This window comes from Maribacter sp. 2-571, from assembly GCF_050589625.1.
GTDB lineage: Bacteria > Bacteroidota > Bacteroidia > Flavobacteriales > Flavobacteriaceae > Pelagihabitans.
Genome location: NZ_JBNGOP010000002.1, coordinates 192,422 through 212,035 on the forward strand (window position 1 = coordinate 192,422; position 19,614 = coordinate 212,035).

Consider the following 19,614-nt stretch of genomic DNA (forward strand, 5'->3'; position numbering starts at 1 on the left):
TAAACCATATTATCATTATGAGTTTTCTAAATTCGATACTGAAGACCTTCGTAGGCGACAAATCAAAAAAGGACGTAAAAGCGTTACAGCCCTTGGTCGCTAAAATAAAATCCTTTGAACAGGAAATGGACGCATTGGACAATGATGGCCTTCGAGCAAAAACAGCCGCGTTCAAGGCCAAAATAGCGGAAAACAGAAAAGAAGTGGATGCGGAAATCGCCACCTTGGAGGCATCGGTAAAGGCATCGACGGATATCGACAAAAATGAGGAACTCTATAACGAGATAGACAAATTAAAGGACAAGGGATATTCGATTACCGAAGATACGCTGAACGAAATTCTACCGGAAGCCTTCGCGGTGGTAAAGGAGACCGCCAAAAGATTTGCCGCCAATGCTACGCTAGAGGTTACCGCCTCGGAGTACGATCGCGTGCTTTCCGGGAACAAGGATTATGTTACCTTATCGGGCGATAATGCGACCTGGAGCAATTCGTGGAACGCGGCAGGAAAAGAAGTAACCTGGGATATGGTGCATTATGATGTGCAGCTGATCGGTGGTATTGCCCTCCATCAAGGAAAAATTGCGGAAATGCAGACCGGAGAAGGAAAAACCCTGGTGGCTACCCTCCCGCTCTACTTGAATGCTTTGGCGGGAAATGGAGCCCATTTGGTTACGGTAAACGACTACTTGGCCAAAAGGGACAGCGCTTGGATGGGACCCATTTTTGAATTTCATGGTCTTTCTGTAGACTGTATCGATTATCACCGACCAAATTCCGAGGGGCGGCGTGCCGCTTACAATGCCGATATAACCTACGGCACCAATAACGAATTCGGTTTTGATTACTTGCGCGACAATATGGCGCATACGCCAAAGGACCTTGTTCAACGTCCCCATCACTATGCCATTGTGGATGAAGTGGATTCGGTATTGATCGATGATGCGCGTACCCCATTGATTATTTCGGGACCCGTTCCCGAGGGGGACCGCCATGAGTTTAACGAACTAAAACCAAAAATTGGTGATATCGTTCAGAAACAACGCCAACACCTGACAGGCGTTTTGGCAGAGGCAAAAAAGCTGATTACCTCCGGTGATACCAAGGAAGGCGGTTTTCTATTGCTAAGGGTACATCGCGGACTGCCCAAGAACAAGGCGCTAATTAAATTTTTAAGCGAAGAGGGTGTAAAACAATTGCTCCAAAAAACGGAGAATTTTTACATGCAGGACAACAATAGGGAAATGCCAAAGGTAGACGAGGACCTATTGTTCGTGATCGATGAGAAAAACAACCAGATCGAACTTACCGACAAAGGGGTGGAATACATATCCGGTGCACAAGGAAAGGACTTTTTTGTGATGCCCGATATCGGAAGTGAAATCGCCAAAATTGAAAATCAGAATCTGGATATCGAAAAGGAGGCGGAACTTAAAGAAGTACTTTTTAAGGACTTTACCATAAAAAGTGAGCGCATCCATACCATGAGCCAATTGCTCAAGGCCTATACCCTTTTTGAAAAGGATGTGGAGTATGTGGTCATGGACAACAAAGTAATGATCGTTGACGAACAGACCGGCCGTATTATGGACGGGCGACGTTATTCCGACGGACTGCACCAAGCCATAGAGGCCAAGGAAAACGTAAAGATCGAAGCGCTTACACAGACCTTCGCTACGGTAACCCTGCAGAACTACTTTAGGATGTACAAAAAACTTGCGGGGATGACCGGTACGGCAGTTACGGAAGCAGGTGAATTTTGGGAAATCTACAAACTCGACGTCATGGAAATCCCTACCAACAGGCCTATTGCCAGGGACGACCGTAACGATTTGATATACAAAACCAAAAGGGAGAAGTATAACGCCATCATTGACGAAGTGACCACCTTGGCACAATCGGGACGACCCGTATTGATCGGTACCACTTCCGTAGAAATATCGGAACTGCTTTCGCGAATGTTGAACATACGAAAGGTGCCCCACAACGTACTGAACGCCAAATTGCACAAAAAGGAGGCCGACGTGGTCGCCGAGGCCGGAAATCCCGGAGTGGTTACCATAGCGACCAACATGGCCGGTAGGGGTACCGATATCAAATTATCGGACGAGGTGAAAGCCGCGGGGGGACTCGCCATTATCGGTACGGAAAGGCACGATTCCAGACGAGTGGATCGACAGCTTCGCGGTAGAGCGGGACGTCAAGGAGATCCGGGAAGTTCGCAGTTCTATGTTTCCCTGGAAGATAACCTTATGCGTTTGTTCGGATCGGACCGTGTGGCCAAGATGATGGACAAAATGGGACTTGAGGAAGGAGAGGTCATCCAACACTCCATGATGACCAAGTCCATAGAACGGGCCCAGAAAAAGGTAGAGGAAAACAACTTTGGGGTGCGTAAACGTTTGTTGGAGTACGATGACGTGATGAACGCGCAACGAGAGGTGGTCTATAAAAGAAGACGCCACGCCCTTCAAGGGGAACGTTTAAAAGTGGATATCGCCAATATGGTATACGATACCTGTGAGGTAATTTCGGAGACCAATAAAGCGGCAAGTGATTTTAAAAACTTTGAATTTGAGCTGATCAAGTACTTTTCGGTAACCTCGCCGATCTCCGAAGCGGATTTTGAAAAAATGGGCCCTCAGGATATTGCGGGCAACATTTACAAGATTTCCTATGACAGTTACCAAGAAAAGATCAAGAGAAATGCGGAAACCGCCTTTCCGGTCATCAAAAAGGTATATGAGGACAATGCGAACAATTTTGAACGTATCGTAGTACCCTTTACGGACGGTATCAAAACCTTGAATGTAGTAACCAACCTCCAGGAAGCTTACGATTCCAACGGAAGCCAACTGGTTACGGATTTCGAAAAGAATATCTCTTTGGCCATCATCGATGATTCTTGGAAAACGCACCTGCGCAAAATGGACGAATTAAAACAATCCGTACAACTTGCGGTACACGAACAAAAGGATCCTTTGCTGATCTACAAGTTCGAAGCCTTTGAGCTATTTAAAGGGATGATCGACAAAGTAAACAAAGAGGTGGTATCCTTTTTGTTCAAAGGGGAATTGCCTACCGCAAATCCTAACGAAATTTCGGCGGCCAGGGAAACCCAGCGCCCAAAAGAAAACATACAGACCAGCAAGGAGGAAATACCCAATAGTGATGAGTTGGCGGCACGCAACAGAGCTGCGGGCCAAACGCAGCGGCAACGTCCCCAAATAACGGAAACGATCGTTCGGGAGCAACCAAAAATCGGTCGTAACGAACGGGTAACCATTAAAAACGTACTGTCCGGTGAAAGCAAGACCGTAAAGTACAAACAAGCGGAACCCTTGATCGAAAAAGGGGAATGGGTATTGGTAAACGATTAGTTTCCCCTTCCTACAGTACAAAAAAAGCGACTTTTATCAGGTCGCTTTTTTTATTGATGGTCTTCTTGCTATACCATTTCCGGTATTAATCCAAAAACAGCCCCTTAGCGGCCAAGAAAACTATCTTTATTGATAGCTGACCTTTGGCGTGTAAAACGTTTAAATCGAGCCCTATATCACGTGTTATGGCACCATATACCGATTTTTGCTGCCGACCACGGGAAAAAGAGGGCATTGTTCCTTTAAATCGCTATTATTGACTTGAAAAAGACCGCTTTTATGGTTTTTAACCGATGAACTCCGACAGCAATGCGATCGCCTATTAAAATCGTCCCCAAAAGTGCCGGTGTTTGAATATAAGAGCGAAATTTCTTAAAAATCGAGTGCTATAAGGTTGTATGCTAGCGAAATATCCCTTGTAGAAATTCGATTTTTTAAGAAAACATACTTAGCTTTACATGACCTAACCACTCCACAAATTGGATACCGAACAAACCAAAACCGCTACACCACCGCTCCTTAGCCCGGAGAAAAAGAAAAAACTGGAACAGCGATTAAAGAACAAGGCACGGCTTGTGCTCAAAGTAAACTACTTTACCTCCGTTTTTTCCATCGTTTTTTCGGCCCTCTGCATGTTTTTGCTGGACATTGTAGCAGTAATCCCTTATGTGTTTTTGGGTTTTGGGAGCTTAAATTTACTCAACACCTTACTCTATAAATATCACAAAAACCTTACGCTTACCTATAACGTGGTATCCATAATGACCCTTACGGGCTCCATTATTATTACCCTTTTCAGTGGAGGAATCAACAGTCCGTTTATATTTGTTCTGGCACTTATCGTAGTTGCAGGTTATGTAACCACAAAATCTTACGGTTCACTGTATTTAAACCTCAATTTGCTGATCATTGTATTGATCTACTCCCAAAGCATTGCAGATTTCACCTTTGTCAGCGATGTGGTTCCCGAAAAGTCAAAAAATCTTTTCGCCCTGCTCAGTATCCTTTTTTCGGTGTACCTGTTAGGTGGGGTCTTCGGAAAAAATTTGCTGAGTTCCCATCACAGCCTTTATAAAACAAAAGATGAGCTGGAAGCCAAAATAACCGAAAAGGAAACGCTATTGAGGGAGGTGCACCATCGGGTAAAAAATAACCTCCAAACGGTATCGAGTCTTTTGAGTCTGCAATCGCGAAACCATGATGATAAAATGGTGAAGGAACTACTAAAAAGCAGTCAAAATAGAGTGATATCCATGGCCATGGTACATGAAATGCTATATCTGAGGGAAGATATCGGTAAGATCGAATACCAATCGTACGTTCGGGAACTGGCGGAATACCTCATCCGTTCCATCAAGGGAACAAGTAGCAACATCACCCTGGACGTCGATATTCCCGATCTGAAACTGAACATCGATACGGCCATTCCTTTGGGCCTGTTGATCAATGAGTGTATTACCAATGCCTTAAAATATGGTATCCCGAACGATAGCAAAGGTGAAATTGAAATCAAATTGCGTAAGAGCGAGAACGATGAATACACCTTGAATATCGGTGACAACGGGGTCGGTTTTGCAAAGGATATCACTCACAAGAATACAAAATCGCTTGGATTAAAACTGATTCACAACCTGTCCCGACAACTACGGGGATCCATCATACGGGATTTGACCAAGGGCGGCACCCACTATGTGGTCAAGTTTCGAGAAATAAGCGATACTATACATTCCAAGACGTAACCGATAGCAAAGATATAACAGTAACCCCTCCCCTGGCTTCGGTTGCCAAAACCTTGGGGTACATACCTAAAATGGATGAAGGGTTCGTCCCCTGAAATGCTCCGAACCTATATGAACACTGAAGCTACATCACAAAACTAAAGGGACATGATTCTTGTATTCGACTCCTATTACTTTGATCAGCATGCAAAAACGGTAGGTATCGGTTTTGATTCTTGGACGGACGAAAAGCCGGTGAAAGTGTTTAGCGAAATTCGGACCGGCATCCCGGCATATGAACCCGGAGCTTTTTACAAACGGGAACTGCCTTGTATCGTAAGCCTACTGGAAAAAATCGATCTAAGTGATATCGATCTCATCATCGTCGATAGTTTTGTCGTATTGGACGATAACGGCACCTTGGGCCTGGGCGGGCATCTTTTTGAAAAGCTCGATCAAAAAATACCGGTAATCGGTGTGGCAAAATCAAGCTTTCATTTGAACAAAAAACGGACGAAAGCACTTCTAAGAGGGAAAAGTAAAAAGCCGCTGTACATATCGTCCGCCGGAATAGCGCTGGACAGGGCCTATGAACATATTAAGGCTATGCATGGAAAGTACCGCATGCCTACCTTATTGCAAATTTTGGATGGTATGACCAAAGAAACAGCTAAGATGCACTAAAGCGTCACCATACTTTTGCGAGTTACAAATCGGTTCCCTAAAACAATAATTGTACGGAAAACATGGTTCTAGTAAAAAATGCTAAAGGCAAAATATTTATATTTGATAGGAACCGAACGGCGATATGCAAACAAATTCGCAGTGTATTTCCGTTAAACGACAGGTAGCCACCGTATGAAAAACAGTTTAAAAAAACGCTCCAGAATCGGTGACAAGACCAGTTTGTTACTGAAATTCAATTATGCGTCTTCTTTTCTTAGTTTTCTATTCGGTATCGCCTGCTATTTCTACCTAGAGGTCGTAACGGTAATTCCCTTCATCTTTTGGGGATATACCGTTTTAAACTGCCTTAACGTAGTTACCTTCAACAGGCATGGGAACTTGGTGATCATGGCCGTTGTAACCTCCATATTGTCCTTGTTAAGTACCTTGATCATTACCTTTTACAGCGGTGGTATCCAAAGCGCTTTTATTTTTGTGCTACCCGTAATCGTACTTGCTGGTTACATTTCCACCAGCGCATTCGGGCGCATCTACCTTTACGCCATTCTGACCATCATTCTTTTGATCTATTGGGGCAGCGTAAGCGAGGTATTCTTTTTTGAAAATGTAGTACCACCGGCTTCCAAGAATATGTTCGGCCTCCTTAGTTTGCTCTTTTCGGTATATTTATTGGAAGGGGTCTTCGGAAGAAACCTTTTGAAGGCACATTTCAAAATGCGGAAAACAAAAGATGAAGTGGAAGAAAAGATTTTGGAAAAAGAGAATCTCCTGAAAGAAGTACACCACCGGGTCAAAAATAATTTACAGACCATTTCAAGTTTGATCAACCTACAATCGAGAAACGTAGAGGACCTCAGCATTAAAAAAATGCTTAAGAGCAGTCAAAACAGGGTCATCGCAATGGCCATGATACACGAAATGTTATATACACGGGAAGATGCCTCCCAAATTGACTGTGCCTCTTATGTTCAAGAATTAGTAGAACATTTGGTACGTTCGGTAAAAGGAACAAGTTCCAATATCGATATTGTCATCGATATTGCCGAAATCAAATTTAATATCGATACCGCCATTCCCATAGGGCTTTTGGTCAACGAAGCAATCACCAATTCCCTGCGATACGGCATTGTAGACGATGCGAAAGGGACGGTATTTGTTAAAATGAAAAGGGAAGCGGAAGAACTCGTTTTGGAAATGGGTGACGATGGCAAAGGTTTTCCCGACGAGATCACTTATAAAAACTCCAAGTCCATGGGGTTGCAACTGATGCAAAAACTGGTACGGCAGCTTAGAGGTTCGCTGCATAGGGCGCCAAAAACGAAAGGCACCCATTATATTATACGGTTCAGGGAAGTGAGCGGCCAGCTCGCGGAGAATGCCCAATAGATTGTACGAAATCACATGCTACGTCATTTGCTTGCATTGGCGAAAAGCGTTAAAAAAAGATACCTCTTACGGGGCATTTAATTAGAATGCAAAAAAAAGCCCATCGGCCCAGAAAGGCCAATGGGATGGGTGTGGGTCCCCTTGGAATTATTGTTCTATTTCTTTTGTTGATGTGCCCGAACTTTGATCGGTCTTAAAACACCTTTTGTTTTTGGAAAAACGGTTACATAGCTTACTACTAAAAGAATGGATATGATCGAGGCTAAAAATAACATTTGATTATCGCTTTATGGTTATGTTTTCTTTTTGTGGACTAGGCCATTTTAGCACGGCTTCTTTTAGTGCTAAAGGAAAGTGCTTTTAATACTTTCGAATTTTCCCTTCTGTAAAGACGTGCAATACTATCTGAAGCTACAGTATCTATAGTATTGGAAACTTCTATTGTAACGATTTCCGTTGTTAAAACAACATCCATGGTAATGGTAGCTACCTTTTCATCATTTTGCACGTTTGCAAAAGAAGTTGCGGTTAAAACGAAGAAGAAAATAAAGGTTAAAAGAGCTTTCATAACTAACATTTGGGTTATATAAAGATAACTGGAGAACCTGCCTACAGGCGGTTGAGTTTCGCTGAAAGGCCTTATTTTTCGGTACGTGACAAAAGTTTGGATAAACGGTAGCGTTTCTTCGGTAAGTGAATCGAAGCCTAAAATCGCTTTATCGGGAAGATTGGTTTTTGGTCGGCTTTTTGGGATAGTAAAAGTGCCCCTTCTCAAGAAAAATCTTTAAAAAAGCAGTGTTTTGCAATCCTATTTAGTGGTTTTGGGCCAACTCAAATGCTCCTTGCCGATTTAAAGAAACAATTGGTATAAGGGATGTAGTGTTTTTTATGGAAAAGAAGAAACAAAACGTTTTCCGGTAACCGCTACCTTGGCATTCGACCGTTTTTCGTGCGGCCTTCGGTACCAGACGTACATCACATAGCGCAACGCCCTATGGAATGCGATGGCACCATAGGGATTAATCGTTATTAGGATTACGGTGTACGCATCAGAAAGGAACCGTCACCGTAACGCTTCTCCATTGGCTCGTAACAAAAACAACGCTGCCATTGGAACAAAGCGCTTTAGTGGTACGACGGGCACTCACCTATAGCTGTGGTCGACCTTGGTGGCGCAAAAGAGGTGTCGTGTACATTATCGATAGCAGCAAAGCATTCGGTTACAAAAAGTGTTCCTTCCAAAAAACGGTGATCCCTATCAAACGGCCATTCAGCGTTTTTTTCTTTTATTGAAGTTCTTATCGCCCCTACTTTTCGGTTTTTTATATTTCGCTTTCAACTTGCGCCGATAGGAGCCCCCTTTGTTTTCTTTTTTGTTCTTTTCCGATTTTTCATGAAAACTTGGTCCGGGTCCATCATCGCCCTGTCCTTTATGTGGGTTGTTTCGTTCTTTCCTATGGGGACGTTCTTCCGCGATCAGCTCGGAAGATATCGTCACTTCTTCCGGAAGTGGCGCTATGGGCAAGGAATAGCGCATTAAGGCCTCTATCTTTTCCTTATAAAACGTTTCTTTCTCCGTAAAGAACAAGATAGCGGTTCCCTGTTTGTCCGCTCTACCGGTCCGTCCGATGCGGTGCATATAATTTTCTGGGTAAGCAGGCGTGTCGAAATTGAAAACGTGGGAAATGGCATCAAGATCCAGACCTCGTGCCATCACATCGGTAGTCACCAATATTCGGTTTTTACCCTCATCGAACTGTTTTATGGAACGTATGCGATAATTCTGGGTCTTATTGGAATGAATAACGGCTGCCTCTTCCCCGTAGCGCTCCTGAAGCCGCTCAAATACCATATCGGCCTTTTTTTTGTTCGCCGTAAACACCAATACTTTTCGATACTCCTCGGCATTGGACAGCAAATATTCCAATACGTTCATTTTCGTGTGGAAGTTTGGCACGGCATACCCTATCTGTGCAATTTGGTCCAACGGCGTTCCACTGACCGCGATGGAAATTTTATGCGCACCAACAAAAAAATCTTGGATCAAGGCATCGATATCATCCGTCATGGTTGCAGAAAACATAATGTTCTGCCTGCGATCGGGCAAGAGTTCAAAAATATTGATCAGCTGAAAACGAAACCCAAGATCGAGCATCACGTCTACCTCATCGATCACCAGTTTTTTTACGGTTTTCAATTGCAAGGCACGGCTCAGTACAAGATCATACAATCGGCCAGGGGTACCGACCACGATGTCCACCCCTTTTGCCAACGCTTCCTTTTGGGTGTTAATGTTCGTTCCCCCATATACACCCAGCACCTGAATACCCGAATATTGGCCAATCTTTTCGGTTTCCTGGACGACCTGCAATACTAGCTCGCGGGTCGGTACCAAAATAAGTATTCTGGGATGTTTTTCTTTCGAGAAGGGCAATGCCTCCAACAAAGGTAACAGGTAGGCCATTGTTTTGCCCGTTCCCGTTTGTGCGATGGCGATAACATCCTTACCGGACATAATTACGGGAAACGCTTTCTCTTGAACCGGTGTCGGCTTTTCAAAACCGATATCCCCGATTGCCTTTCGCAAACTTTTATTGATTTTTAAATCCTCAAAACCACTCATCGTATTCGGTATGTAGTACCATTTTAGAACTAAAATGGTACTCGTTGGCACAAAGCTACACTAATCATCGGAAAAGCTTTTAAAAAAGCGGTTTCAATAAAGTTGATCAGTACTTTGCCCAATATCTGTAACCATACTCTTATGTAGCGTTGAGTGCAAAAGGCTACCCACCTAATCCGATTAAGGAACCGTTAGACCCATCGATCAAATTTCATTTTTCCTATCTTTAAACACAAAGCGTACAGTTTGAAAGAAATTAAACGGTACGGTGTCCCGGAGTTCAAGGAAAGGATAGGGCTTCCCTCGGAGAACACTCCTTATACCATTTCTGGTGTTAAATTACCCATTAAAAATTGTTCTTTTCCGTGTATGCTTCAAAATAAAAAACAACCATAGCTACGGCTATGCTTGGATTTTCTTTTTTGCCTACCCAAAAAATCCCTGGTTTTTATTTGCGTAATTTAACACCAGAAATGGTATTGCTTCCTTAAAACCTTTGATAACGATGCGCAGCATCCCGAAGAACCTTACCGTACGGAAACCTTTGGCATAGGCTACCTACAAAAGGGACAGTTATTTTTGAGTACCGGCCTAACGAACCATACCGTTTCGGGCCCTGCCCTGATTACGATGGGTCCCAATGTAATACGCAAATGGACCCGAACGTACCGAACGATTGCCGAACGGACCGTGTTTTTTAACAAGGAATTTTTGGTCGGTCCTTTCTCCAATGGCGGTATATTGAACAACGTTCCCTATTTTGAGCAGGCCGACCTACACGTATTCGAACTTAAGGAAGCCGATACTACTTGTATTGATTCCATTTTTGAACGCCTGAGATTTTTTATCGATTCCAGTTACCGCAATAAAGATAACTTTGTGCGGCAGCAAATTGCCATTTTACTTTATATGTTGGATGAATTGTATACCGTAAAAAACAATAATCCTAAAAATAATGCCCATCCCGTTTCGGTTTTAGACCAATTCAAGGCCTTGGCCGCCGATAACATTAAAACCCATAGAACGGTACAATTTTATGCCGATACCCTGTTCGTTACCGGCAAACACCTTTCCGCGCTTGCTAAAAAACATATTGGAACAACCGCAAGCCAGTTTCTCCATGACCTGTTGATCTTAGAAGCAAAAATTTTACTTCAAAATTCTAACAATACCGTATCGGGCATTGCCTATGAACTCAATTTTCCCGACCCTTCTACATTTGGGAAGTATTTTAAAAAGTATACCGGACGCACCCCGGCAGCGTATAGAACCGAAATTTTGACTACCTAAACCGAGTTATTGACCTGTTTCGGCAAAACAGTAGCCATTACCTTTGACTTGTAAAGCCAAATAGCGCTTTGATGCGGTTCGGAAATAGGCATCTCCTATAAGTAATGGAGATAGTCAGAAAAGTCACTGTACAACCAGATCTTATAACGTGGACCATTTTTGAAGCGGTACATTATTTTTTGGAATAAGAAAAGCATATAAAAACAATTACAATAAACAAACTAACATGAAACGGTCACTTTTAAAAAATTTACTATTTCTTCTTCTTTTAGGCATAAATTGTATCGCAGTTGGAGCACAGGATACGCAACAATTGCCCGAAACCTCATATGGTCCCGCCATCGACCCTGCAAAGGGATATTTGGTAGCGGAAATCGATGAGCGGTTGTATTGGGTGACGGACGGTCTATACAACGCCATGTTTCTGGTGTACGATGAAGGTGTTATTGCTGTTGATGCTCCCCCGACCATAGGGCAGAACTATTTGAAGGCGATTGCGGAAGTAACCGAAAAGCCCGTCACCCATTTGGTCTACAGCCATTCCCATACCGACCACATCGGTGCTGCCGGTCTGTTTCCGAAAGGAATCGAAATTGTGGCACATGAAGATACCAAAGCTATTTTGGAGCGTAGAAAAGATCCAAGAAGACCCATACCGACCAAAGTATTTGAAAAGAACCATGAAATAGTGCTTGGCGATCAATTGCTTCGCCTAACGTATCACGGTAAAAACCATATTGAAGGGAATATTTTCATACATGCACCAAAACAAAAGGTATTGATGTTGGTCGATGTTATCTTTCCAGGATGGGTACCCTTTAAAAATCTTGGTATTGCCGAAGACGTTCCGGGGTATATGGAGGCCCATGATATTGCCTTGGACTACGATTTTGAAACCTTTATTGCGGGCCATGTGACCCGTTTGGGAAACCGCGCCGATGTAGAAGTTTCCAAAGCGTTTGTTACCGATTTGAAAGAAACGGCACAGCAGGCTTTTGGAAAAGTAGATTTTATGAAAAGTGCCCAAGAGACCGGTTTTGAGGACAAATGGAAAATGTACAATACCTATTTTGAAAAGGTGGTCGATGTCGCAACGGCCGAAATGAAGAAAAAATGGGACGGTAAACTCGGTGGTATCGATACCTATCTCCGGGACGATGTTTGGGCCATGTGCGAAAGTTTAAGTGTCGATTTCTAAAACAAAATTCAATGCGAATTCATAAAAAAACAGGGAAAAATGAATACCCTATTCAAAACATTGGCACTTATCGGCAATGCCGCTTTTAGCGGGGCCTTTCTTCTCGTTGCGGTAGCGATCGTACCTTTTTGGAAAACCCTTTCAGATACTGACCTTAACAGTTGGTTCGACACCTTTTTTTGGCGCTTTCCAACGATAATGATTCCTTTGAACCTTATTGCCTTTATAGCGATTGCCAGTGGTTTCTTTTACACTCGGAAAGAAGGAGGAGCCCTTCGAAAAAAATGGCTGGGTGCCCTGGCATGTATTTTTTTATGTTCGATTACCTATCCTATCTTTTTCGACGGTGCCAATCAGGTACTTAGTGGAGCGGTGACCCCCGCAAAAAGTATTGCCAGTACTTTGGATGGCTGGGGCAATTGGCATCTTTTAAGAACGGCACTCTCCTTATTAAGCTTGGGTATCATAGCCACTATACCGACTCCGAACACCTAAGACCGTAAACTGAACAGTGCTATATCCAGGCTTATCCAAACGATGTGGCATGTCACTTCAGAAGCGGCTAACGCAATGTTTTTCTTAAAACCGCAAGTGGTGGACTTTTCAACACAGTTCTGTTATTGAAAAGACCGATACCCATTACCAACAAGGTAATGATGGGGACTACGAGCACAAAAGGAACCCATGATGGGTGAAATTCGGTTTTAAAAACCAACATTGCCAAAATGGCGCTACCAAAAAAGGACAAAAGAACCCCGATACCGCTTCCTAAAATACCCAAATAAAAATACTCCAAAGCGGTAATGCGCCGTATTTGAACGGATTTTGCCCCTAAGGTGCGCAGCAAAACGTTTTCCCGAATACGTTGGTACTTGCTGTTACGAACGGAGCCCATCAGCACTATAATTCCGGTAAGAATACTGAAAAATGCCATAAAATTGATGACCCACGCGATTTTATCCAAAATTTCCTGAACTACCGTCAACAGCTGCCGTATATCGATAATGGATACGGTCGGGAAACGTTTTACCAAATCGCGCTGCAATCTTGCCGAAGCTTTTTCATCCTCAACGTTGGTACTCATTACGTGAAACTGCGGTGCATTCTCCAATACCCCGGTTGGAAATACCACCGAAAAATTCATTTGCATCCGGCCCCAATCAACAGCTCTGGTATTGGCTACCACGGTAGCCATCAACACCCCTTGTACGTTAAAAACCAAGGTGTCGCCTATCACTACCTGAGCATCTTTGGCCACGTTATCCGACAAGGAAATGGGAATCGCACCGCTCGGGTCGAACGTGGGGTTCCATTGCCCCGAGGCCAAGTTTTCCGAAGCCGTTAGGGAATCCCTATAAGTGGTTCTAAATTCATGGTTCAATATCCATCGGTTTATCGTGGCCGTGGTATCCGCCCGGATATCGTTTACGGACCGCCCCTTTATCCGTTGCATTCGCATGGTTACGATAGGTACGTTATCGATAACCGGCAATCCGTTTTTACGGATACCTTCGGCAACCGCCTCCGTCTGATCGGTCTGTATATCCATCAATATGAGATTGGGAGCACCGGTACCGGCTTTTAAGGACGTTCGCTCTTTTAAGATATCCCTTGTAAAATACAGGGTGCTGATCAAAAAGCTGCCCACACCTATAGCCAACAATAATACAAGGGTCTGGTTATTAGGGCGATACAGATTCAGTAAACTTTGCCGTGCCGTAAACCCCCATGACATTGGAAAGTACCGTTTGATAAGGCGCATAAACAGCAGACCGACCGCTGCCAATAATACAAAAACGATGACCACCCCAAAAACGAAGGCCAAGGCAAAAGCGGCGTTTCTCAAAATCCAAAAGGAAAACCCAAATAGGAAAAGTAGCACCACGCCCATTACAAAGGCCGTTAGCCTCCTTTTTTTCGGAGCTTCGTCCTCCTGAATACGCAACGCTTGCAAAGGAGAAATGTACCAAGTTCCCAAAAGCGGCGATAAGGCAAAAAGCACGGACATGACCAACCCTAACACCGGCCCCATTAACAAAGGGGTTATGGACCAGGATACTTCAAGTGCAATAGGAAGAAAATCTTTAAGCATCCATGGGAAAAGTTGTTGTAGCCCAAGCCCCATACCGGTACCGATAAGGCCACCCAACAACCCAACGCCCATAATTTGATAGAGAAAAATCAAAAATGTTTGTTTTCGAGTGGCGCCCAAACATTTTAGTACGGCAAGCGAAGAGCGTTTTTCCTTAATGTAGAGGTGTACCGAACTGGCAATACCGATACAACCCAATAACAGCGCGATAAACGCGGTCAAATTTAAAAACTTACCAAAATTGTTGTAACGCCTTCCCAAACGCCTACCCGTAGATTCATGGGTATCCAAATCGGCATTTTCAACATCTAAAATGGGATCTAATCCTTCGGCCAAAGCGGTATAGTCCGGTTCAGGATCCGCAACAAAATAGTACTTGTACTCTACCCTACTTCCGGTTTGTACCAGTCCTGTTCCGGCGATATGCCGATACGGGATGTATATCGGAGGTGCGACGGAAGTGGAGATTCCCGTACTCCCGGGACCGGAAATAATAGCACCCGAGATGGGCAACGTCAGATTTCCGATGGATATGGAGTCCCCTGCCTTTAAGTTATACTGGAGCATTAGCGTGGCATCTACCAGCGCGCCCCCCTCGCCCTGATAATCGATAGCTGCTGAAGGAGGCTCGGTCTCCAGTACTCCATAAAAAGGGTACCCTCCCTCGATACCCCGAACGAAGCCGAGTTTAGCGGCATTCCTTTTCGGGAAGGCCACCATGGAGGGAAAATTAATTTCAGAGGCGTTCTCACCTCCCAAGGAATCCATCACCTTTTGCACCCTAGGCGTGGGCGGCTGCTTGCTAAGGATAATAAAGTCGGAACCCATTAGGGATTTCGACTGCAATCTAAAATTCTCTTTTAAGTTATCCCCGAACGATTGTATGGAGACCAATGCCGTGATGCCCAAAACAATGGACGCCATAAACAATAACAACCGTTTTATACTGGCACGGCCATCACGCCAAGCCATCTTCAAGAGCCATCGCGCACCTACCGATCTTGTTCGAGGCGTATCCACTAGACTTCGGGAGTTAGGTGGCCCTCGACCATTTTACCCCCTTTCAAACGGAGTACATGTTGTGTGCGTTGCGCCAGTTCCAAATCATGGGTTACGATAACCAAAGTGGTACCGGCCTCTTTGTTCAGATCGAACAACAAACGAATGACCTTTTCACCGGTTTCTTCGTCAAGGTTGCCCGTGGGCTCATCCGCAAAAAGAATCTGGGGACGATTGGAAAAAGCCCTGGCTAAAGCGACCCGCTGCTGCTCACCTCCAGATAACTGTGATGGATAATGGTCGTGCCTATCTTCCAGTCCCACCTTTCCCAAAAGGGTCTTCCCTATCTTCATGGGATTTGCAACTCCCTGCAATTCTAAGGGAACAACAACATTTTCCAATGCGGTGAGCGTAGGGAGCAATTGAAAATTTTGAAAAATAAAGCCGACCTTTTTATTGCGGAGTACCGCTCTTTCATCCTCGGTCAACGATTGAATTTCGGAGCCGCATAGCGTAATGGTGCCCATATCGGGGCGATCCAGACCGGCACACAGTCCGAGTAAGGTAGTTTTTCCGCTACCGGACGGTCCTACTATCGAAAAAGTTGCGCCTTGCTCGATACTGAACGAAACATCCTCTAAAACCGTTAATTCTTTTGTTCCGCTGGAATAGGTTTTTCCAAGCTTGTGAACGTTTAATATCTTTGCTGCCATACCATGCGCTATCATTGCTTTTTTCAAGAGTCCGAAAAGTAGTAAAATGATTTCGTTTTAATGAACTCCTATCGATGAACACCTTCTTAAAGTTTCGTTATTTTTTAGTAGTACTATTTTGTTTTTCCTGTGGAGAAAAGCAAAAGACACCAGAAGCACCGAACGTTACGCCTGAAAAGCAAGTGAGTACGAAAAAAAAAGCGGATCGGGGGAATAGGGTGATTCTCTTTTTTGGGAATAGCCTTACCGCGGGCTACGGATTGGATACGGAAGAGTCGTTTCCCGCGCTGATACAAGAACGTATCGACTCCCTAAAACTGCCGTATACCGCAATCAATTCGGGATTGAGTGGTGAAACCACGACTAGCGGACTGAATCGATTGCAATGGGTGCTCAACCAAAAGGTAGATATATTCGTGTTGGAACTTGGGGCCAATGACGGGCTTCGCGGTATTCCCCTGAAGGAAACGCGAAAAAATTTACAAACGATAATCGATCAGGTACTGGAAAAAAATCCCGAAACCCTATTGGTTCTCGCGGGAATGCAGATACCACCAAACATGGGACAGGCATATACCAAGGAGTTCAAATCTATTTTTCCCGATCTCGCCAAAAAAAATGCACTTCCCTTGATACCCTTTCTATTGGACGGTGTTGCGGGAAATCCGGAACTTAACCTTCCGGACGGTATACATCCTACGGCAGAGGGCCAATTGATCGTTAGGGAGAATGTGTGGAGCGTTTTAAAGACACTACTTTAATAACAGGATCAAAAATGTAGGTCACGCCAGTAATCGGACAGGCGTTACAAAACGGATGTTAATCATCCAGTGCTTAGAAGTTGTTTTCATTTTTTTAGAAATCAAAGTGGTTTATTAAAATGGCTGGGGGAACTGATTAAGCCATTTTAGCACGATTTCTTTTGGTACTAAAAGAAAGCGCTTTTTTCACTTGTGAGTTACTTCTTCTATACAAACGCGCTACATCGTTGGCAGCGTCAAACGTAATTTCTTGCTTTACTTCGATTTGTTCCACTATGGTCATTTCAACCGTTTCGACCTTTACTTCTTGTACCCTTTCTTTGGCTTGGGCCGATACTCCGATAAAAAGAACTAAGATGATGGCTGCGATGGTTTTCATGACTTGCGTTTTGTTATAATTATAACTCTGGCAAGCGTATTTCAGGTGGTGGTAAATCGTTCAAAACCACCCATTTTTCGGTAAGTGACAAAAGTTCGGACAAAGCGTTAAAAAGTATCGGTGTAATGATTTTATGTCGATCACCGCTTATCGAAAGAAGGTGCATTTGAACCCGGTTTATTCATTAGAAATTCGTAATGAGAATGGAAAATCCGGTAAAATCAGGGTAAAATGGAAAGAAACTTAAGGGAGGGGCGGTTTCGACCCGTTCATGGGTGCTGTTTGACACGAACAATGCAAACTATTCATTGAATAAAGACCGCTGCGCTGAAAGAACAAAGACCATAAACAAGTGTCAAGTTAAAGCTCAAATTCAAACATCAAATTCAAACGTTCTCACTACATACTTTTTACTCATTACTGACCACGCCAACTGCCTACCGCAACTGTAACTTCAAACTACTCATTGCTAATTGGTCATTGGTTATTGGTCATTGAATAAAGACCGCTGCGCTGAAAGAACAAAGACCATAAACAAGTTCAAGTGTCAAGTTCAAGTGTCAAGTTCAAGTGTCAAGTTCAAATACAAATACAAATACAAATTCAAACATCAAATTCAAACGTCGTCACTACATACTTTTTACTCATTACCGACCACGCCAACTGGCGGCTGGCAACTACAGTGAAAACTACTCATTGCTAATTGCTAATTGTTCATTGTTCATTGTTCATTGTTCATTGTCCATTGAATAAAGACCGCTGCGCTACAGGAATAGCGGTTCGTTCTTTAATATCCAAGTAGTAAAAGAGGATCCGGACAATTTTCGGTGTACTTTTCGACCTCACTTTCATTGCACACCCCGGGATAGTCGCCCTCGGCACCCTCTAGGTCCATTATAACCTGAAAATGCAGGTGCGGGGCATAGTTTACGTTGATATCCGAAGTACCCAAAGTTCCCAACAGCTGCCCCTTTTTAAAACGCTGCCCTATTGTTAGTCCCTTTAGCGAGGCACGGGATAAATGGCCATAAAGGGTATGAAAGGAATATTGCGTTGTCCGGTGTTCCAAAATAATAGTCGGACCGTAATCGCCTTTTGCCGAATTATCCTGAAAGCTATGTACCCTACCATCAAAAGGTGCCAATACCTTGGTACCGGCTTTACACCAAAAATCGACACCCAAATGCACGTCCCTTATTTTGTCGGTCGAAAACGTGGCCTTGTCGCGATACAAATCACGTTTTTCTAGGTAGCCACCATAGGCCACTGTTCCATTTTTCGCTTTAAGAAACGACATAATATAGGTTTCGCAAGCGACAGGATCGGTAATGTCGACCGATTTCAAATTGGTATTGTGAACCGATAAGTTTATAGGAATATATTGGGCCAATGGTATTTCGGCATCCAAAATAGGAATGGGAATTGTAGTAATTCCCTTTGCTAAATTTGCTATGGTTTGCATGGCCAGCAAAGTTCTGCATTAAATTAAAAAACACCTAGCCTGTATCTGAGAAATCGGCAATTCCTTTAACATTTTTTAACCCGCTATGATGTAAGTAGTTCGTACATTGAACAACAAAGCAGTAAAATAACATCAAATGAGACCAAAGCATCTATTACTATTGTTTTTTGTTTCCCTAATCGGAACCAGTTGCCAATCACACGGAAAAGAAAACAAGAAAGCCGTTATAGCCGGTTCGGAACCACAACCGATAGTTGTAGGGGCGGACATGGCCCAACAGGATTTGGAATCGTATGAAACGGCTTATTTTGCAAGCGGCTGTTTTTGGTGCGTAGAAGCCATATTCGAAAGCGTAAAGGGCGTTCAAGAAGTGATCTCCGGTTATTCGGGAGGAACAGAGGAAAATCCCACCTACGAGCAAGTGGGAAGAGGGTTGACCAGCCATGCGGAAGCGGTAAAGGTCTACTACGATCCTGAAGTTATCTCTTTTACGGCCTTGGTCCAGGTTTTTTTTGGGTCGCATGACCCTACTACCCTTAACCGACAGGGACCGGACCGTGGACCACAGTATCGGTCCGTGGCGTTTTACAAGGACGAGAACGAGCGCAAAATAATTGCCGCTTACATTGCGGCACTGCAGGAGCAAAATGTGTATCAGGGAGAACCGATTACCACTGAGGTCATCGCCTTTGAAAAATTCTATGATGCCGAGGACTATCATCAAGATTACGAGAAGAAACATCCGAAGAATTCATACATTACCAACGTTTCTATCCCAAGGTTAAACCGTTTTAAAAAGAACTTTCCCGATTATTTAAAGGAACAAGGACACTAGAACTTTAGCGTATATTTTGCGGTAATGTGACCTTCCCTGGCCTGTTTTCAGACGATGCGCTTGTGTTTTATCTTTAACCGATAAAACGTTC

The 19,614-nt window shown here is 43.8% G+C and carries 15 protein-coding genes; 9 read left to right on the forward strand and 6 right to left on the reverse strand.

Annotated features, from left to right (window positions below):
- Nucleotides 1-17: 17 nt before the first annotated feature.
- From secA to ACRD7P_RS02240, 4 genes are all read left to right on the forward strand, one after another.
- Complete coding sequence (gene secA / locus ACRD7P_RS02225; protein ID WP_430905847.1) at nt 18-3,380, forward strand: preprotein translocase subunit SecA; 3,363 nt, start codon at nt 18-20, stop codon at nt 3,378-3,380.
- A 479-nt stretch (nt 3,381-3,859) separates the two neighbouring features.
- Nucleotides 3,860-5,119, forward strand: coding sequence for a sensor histidine kinase (locus tag ACRD7P_RS02230; protein ID WP_430905848.1), 1,260 nt, complete (start codon nt 3,860-3,862; stop codon nt 5,117-5,119).
- 147 nt (nt 5,120-5,266) lie between these two features.
- Complete coding sequence (locus ACRD7P_RS02235) at nt 5,267-5,782, forward strand: endonuclease V (protein ID WP_430905849.1); 516 nt, start codon at nt 5,267-5,269, stop codon at nt 5,780-5,782.
- Nucleotides 5,783-5,956: 174 nt separating this feature from the next.
- On the forward strand, nt 5,957-7,171 hold the full coding sequence (locus ACRD7P_RS02240) for a sensor histidine kinase (RefSeq protein ID WP_430905850.1): 1,215 nt from the start codon (nt 5,957-5,959) through the stop codon (nt 7,169-7,171).
- Between the two features lie 313 nt (nt 7,172-7,484).
- On the opposite strand, the gene ACRD7P_RS02245 is transcribed toward ACRD7P_RS02240, so the two are convergent.
- Nucleotides 7,485-7,739, reverse strand: coding sequence for a hypothetical protein (locus ACRD7P_RS02245; protein WP_430905851.1), 255 nt, complete (start codon nt 7,737-7,739; stop codon nt 7,485-7,487).
- Between the two features lie 702 nt (nt 7,740-8,441).
- The gene (locus ACRD7P_RS02250; RefSeq protein ID WP_430905852.1) at nt 8,442-9,794 is read right to left on the reverse strand and encodes a DEAD/DEAH box helicase; all 1,353 of its coding nucleotides are present in this window, start codon (nt 9,792-9,794) and stop codon (nt 8,442-8,444) included.
- Between the two features lie 579 nt (nt 9,795-10,373).
- On the opposite strand from ACRD7P_RS02250, the gene ACRD7P_RS02255 reads away from it, so the two are divergent.
- The 3 genes from ACRD7P_RS02255 to ACRD7P_RS02265 all read left to right on the forward strand — a co-directional run bounded on the left by ACRD7P_RS02255 (nt 10,374) and on the right by ACRD7P_RS02265 (nt 12,777).
- The gene (locus ACRD7P_RS02255; RefSeq protein ID WP_430905854.1) at nt 10,374-11,084 is read left to right on the forward strand and encodes a helix-turn-helix domain-containing protein; all 711 of its coding nucleotides are present in this window, start codon (nt 10,374-10,376) and stop codon (nt 11,082-11,084) included.
- A 226-nt stretch (nt 11,085-11,310) separates the two neighbouring features.
- Nucleotides 11,311-12,282: an MBL fold metallo-hydrolase gene (locus ACRD7P_RS02260; RefSeq protein ID WP_430905855.1), complete on the forward strand. Its 972-nt coding sequence runs from the start codon at nt 11,311-11,313 to the stop codon at nt 12,280-12,282.
- Nucleotides 12,283-12,321: 39 nt separating this feature from the next.
- Nucleotides 12,322-12,777, forward strand: coding sequence for a hypothetical protein (locus ACRD7P_RS02265; protein WP_430905856.1), 456 nt, complete (start codon nt 12,322-12,324; stop codon nt 12,775-12,777).
- Between the two features lie 67 nt (nt 12,778-12,844).
- Here the strand turns inward: ACRD7P_RS02265 and ACRD7P_RS02270 are convergent, their stop codons facing one another.
- Nucleotides 12,845-15,346 (reverse strand): ABC transporter permease, encoded by a 2,502-nt coding sequence (locus ACRD7P_RS02270; protein ID WP_430905946.1) that lies wholly within the window; start codon nt 15,344-15,346, stop codon nt 12,845-12,847.
- A 47-nt stretch (nt 15,347-15,393) separates the two neighbouring features.
- Nucleotides 15,394-16,086 (reverse strand): ABC transporter ATP-binding protein, encoded by a 693-nt coding sequence (locus tag ACRD7P_RS02275; protein ID WP_430905857.1) that lies wholly within the window; start codon nt 16,084-16,086, stop codon nt 15,394-15,396.
- Nucleotides 16,087-16,268: 182 nt separating this feature from the next.
- Here ACRD7P_RS02275 and ACRD7P_RS02280 point away from each other — a divergent pair, with 182 nt between their 5' ends.
- Nucleotides 16,269-16,847, forward strand: coding sequence for an arylesterase (locus tag ACRD7P_RS02280; RefSeq protein ID WP_430905858.1), 579 nt, complete (start codon nt 16,269-16,271; stop codon nt 16,845-16,847).
- Nucleotides 16,848-16,983: 136 nt separating this feature from the next.
- Here the strand turns inward: ACRD7P_RS02280 and ACRD7P_RS02285 are convergent, their stop codons facing one another.
- The gene (locus ACRD7P_RS02285; RefSeq protein WP_430905859.1) at nt 16,984-17,226 is read right to left on the reverse strand and encodes a hypothetical protein; all 243 of its coding nucleotides are present in this window, start codon (nt 17,224-17,226) and stop codon (nt 16,984-16,986) included.
- A 787-nt stretch (nt 17,227-18,013) separates the two neighbouring features.
- A complete protein-coding gene (locus tag ACRD7P_RS02290; protein WP_430905860.1) occupies nt 18,014-18,688 on the reverse strand; it encodes a peptidoglycan DD-metalloendopeptidase family protein in 675 nt (224 codons plus the stop codon).
- 136 nt (nt 18,689-18,824) lie between these two features.
- Here ACRD7P_RS02290 and msrA point away from each other — a divergent pair, with 136 nt between their 5' ends.
- Complete coding sequence (gene msrA / locus ACRD7P_RS02295) at nt 18,825-19,523, forward strand: peptide-methionine (S)-S-oxide reductase MsrA (protein WP_430905861.1); 699 nt, start codon at nt 18,825-18,827, stop codon at nt 19,521-19,523.
- The last annotated feature ends 91 nt before the right edge of the window (nt 19,524-19,614 follow it).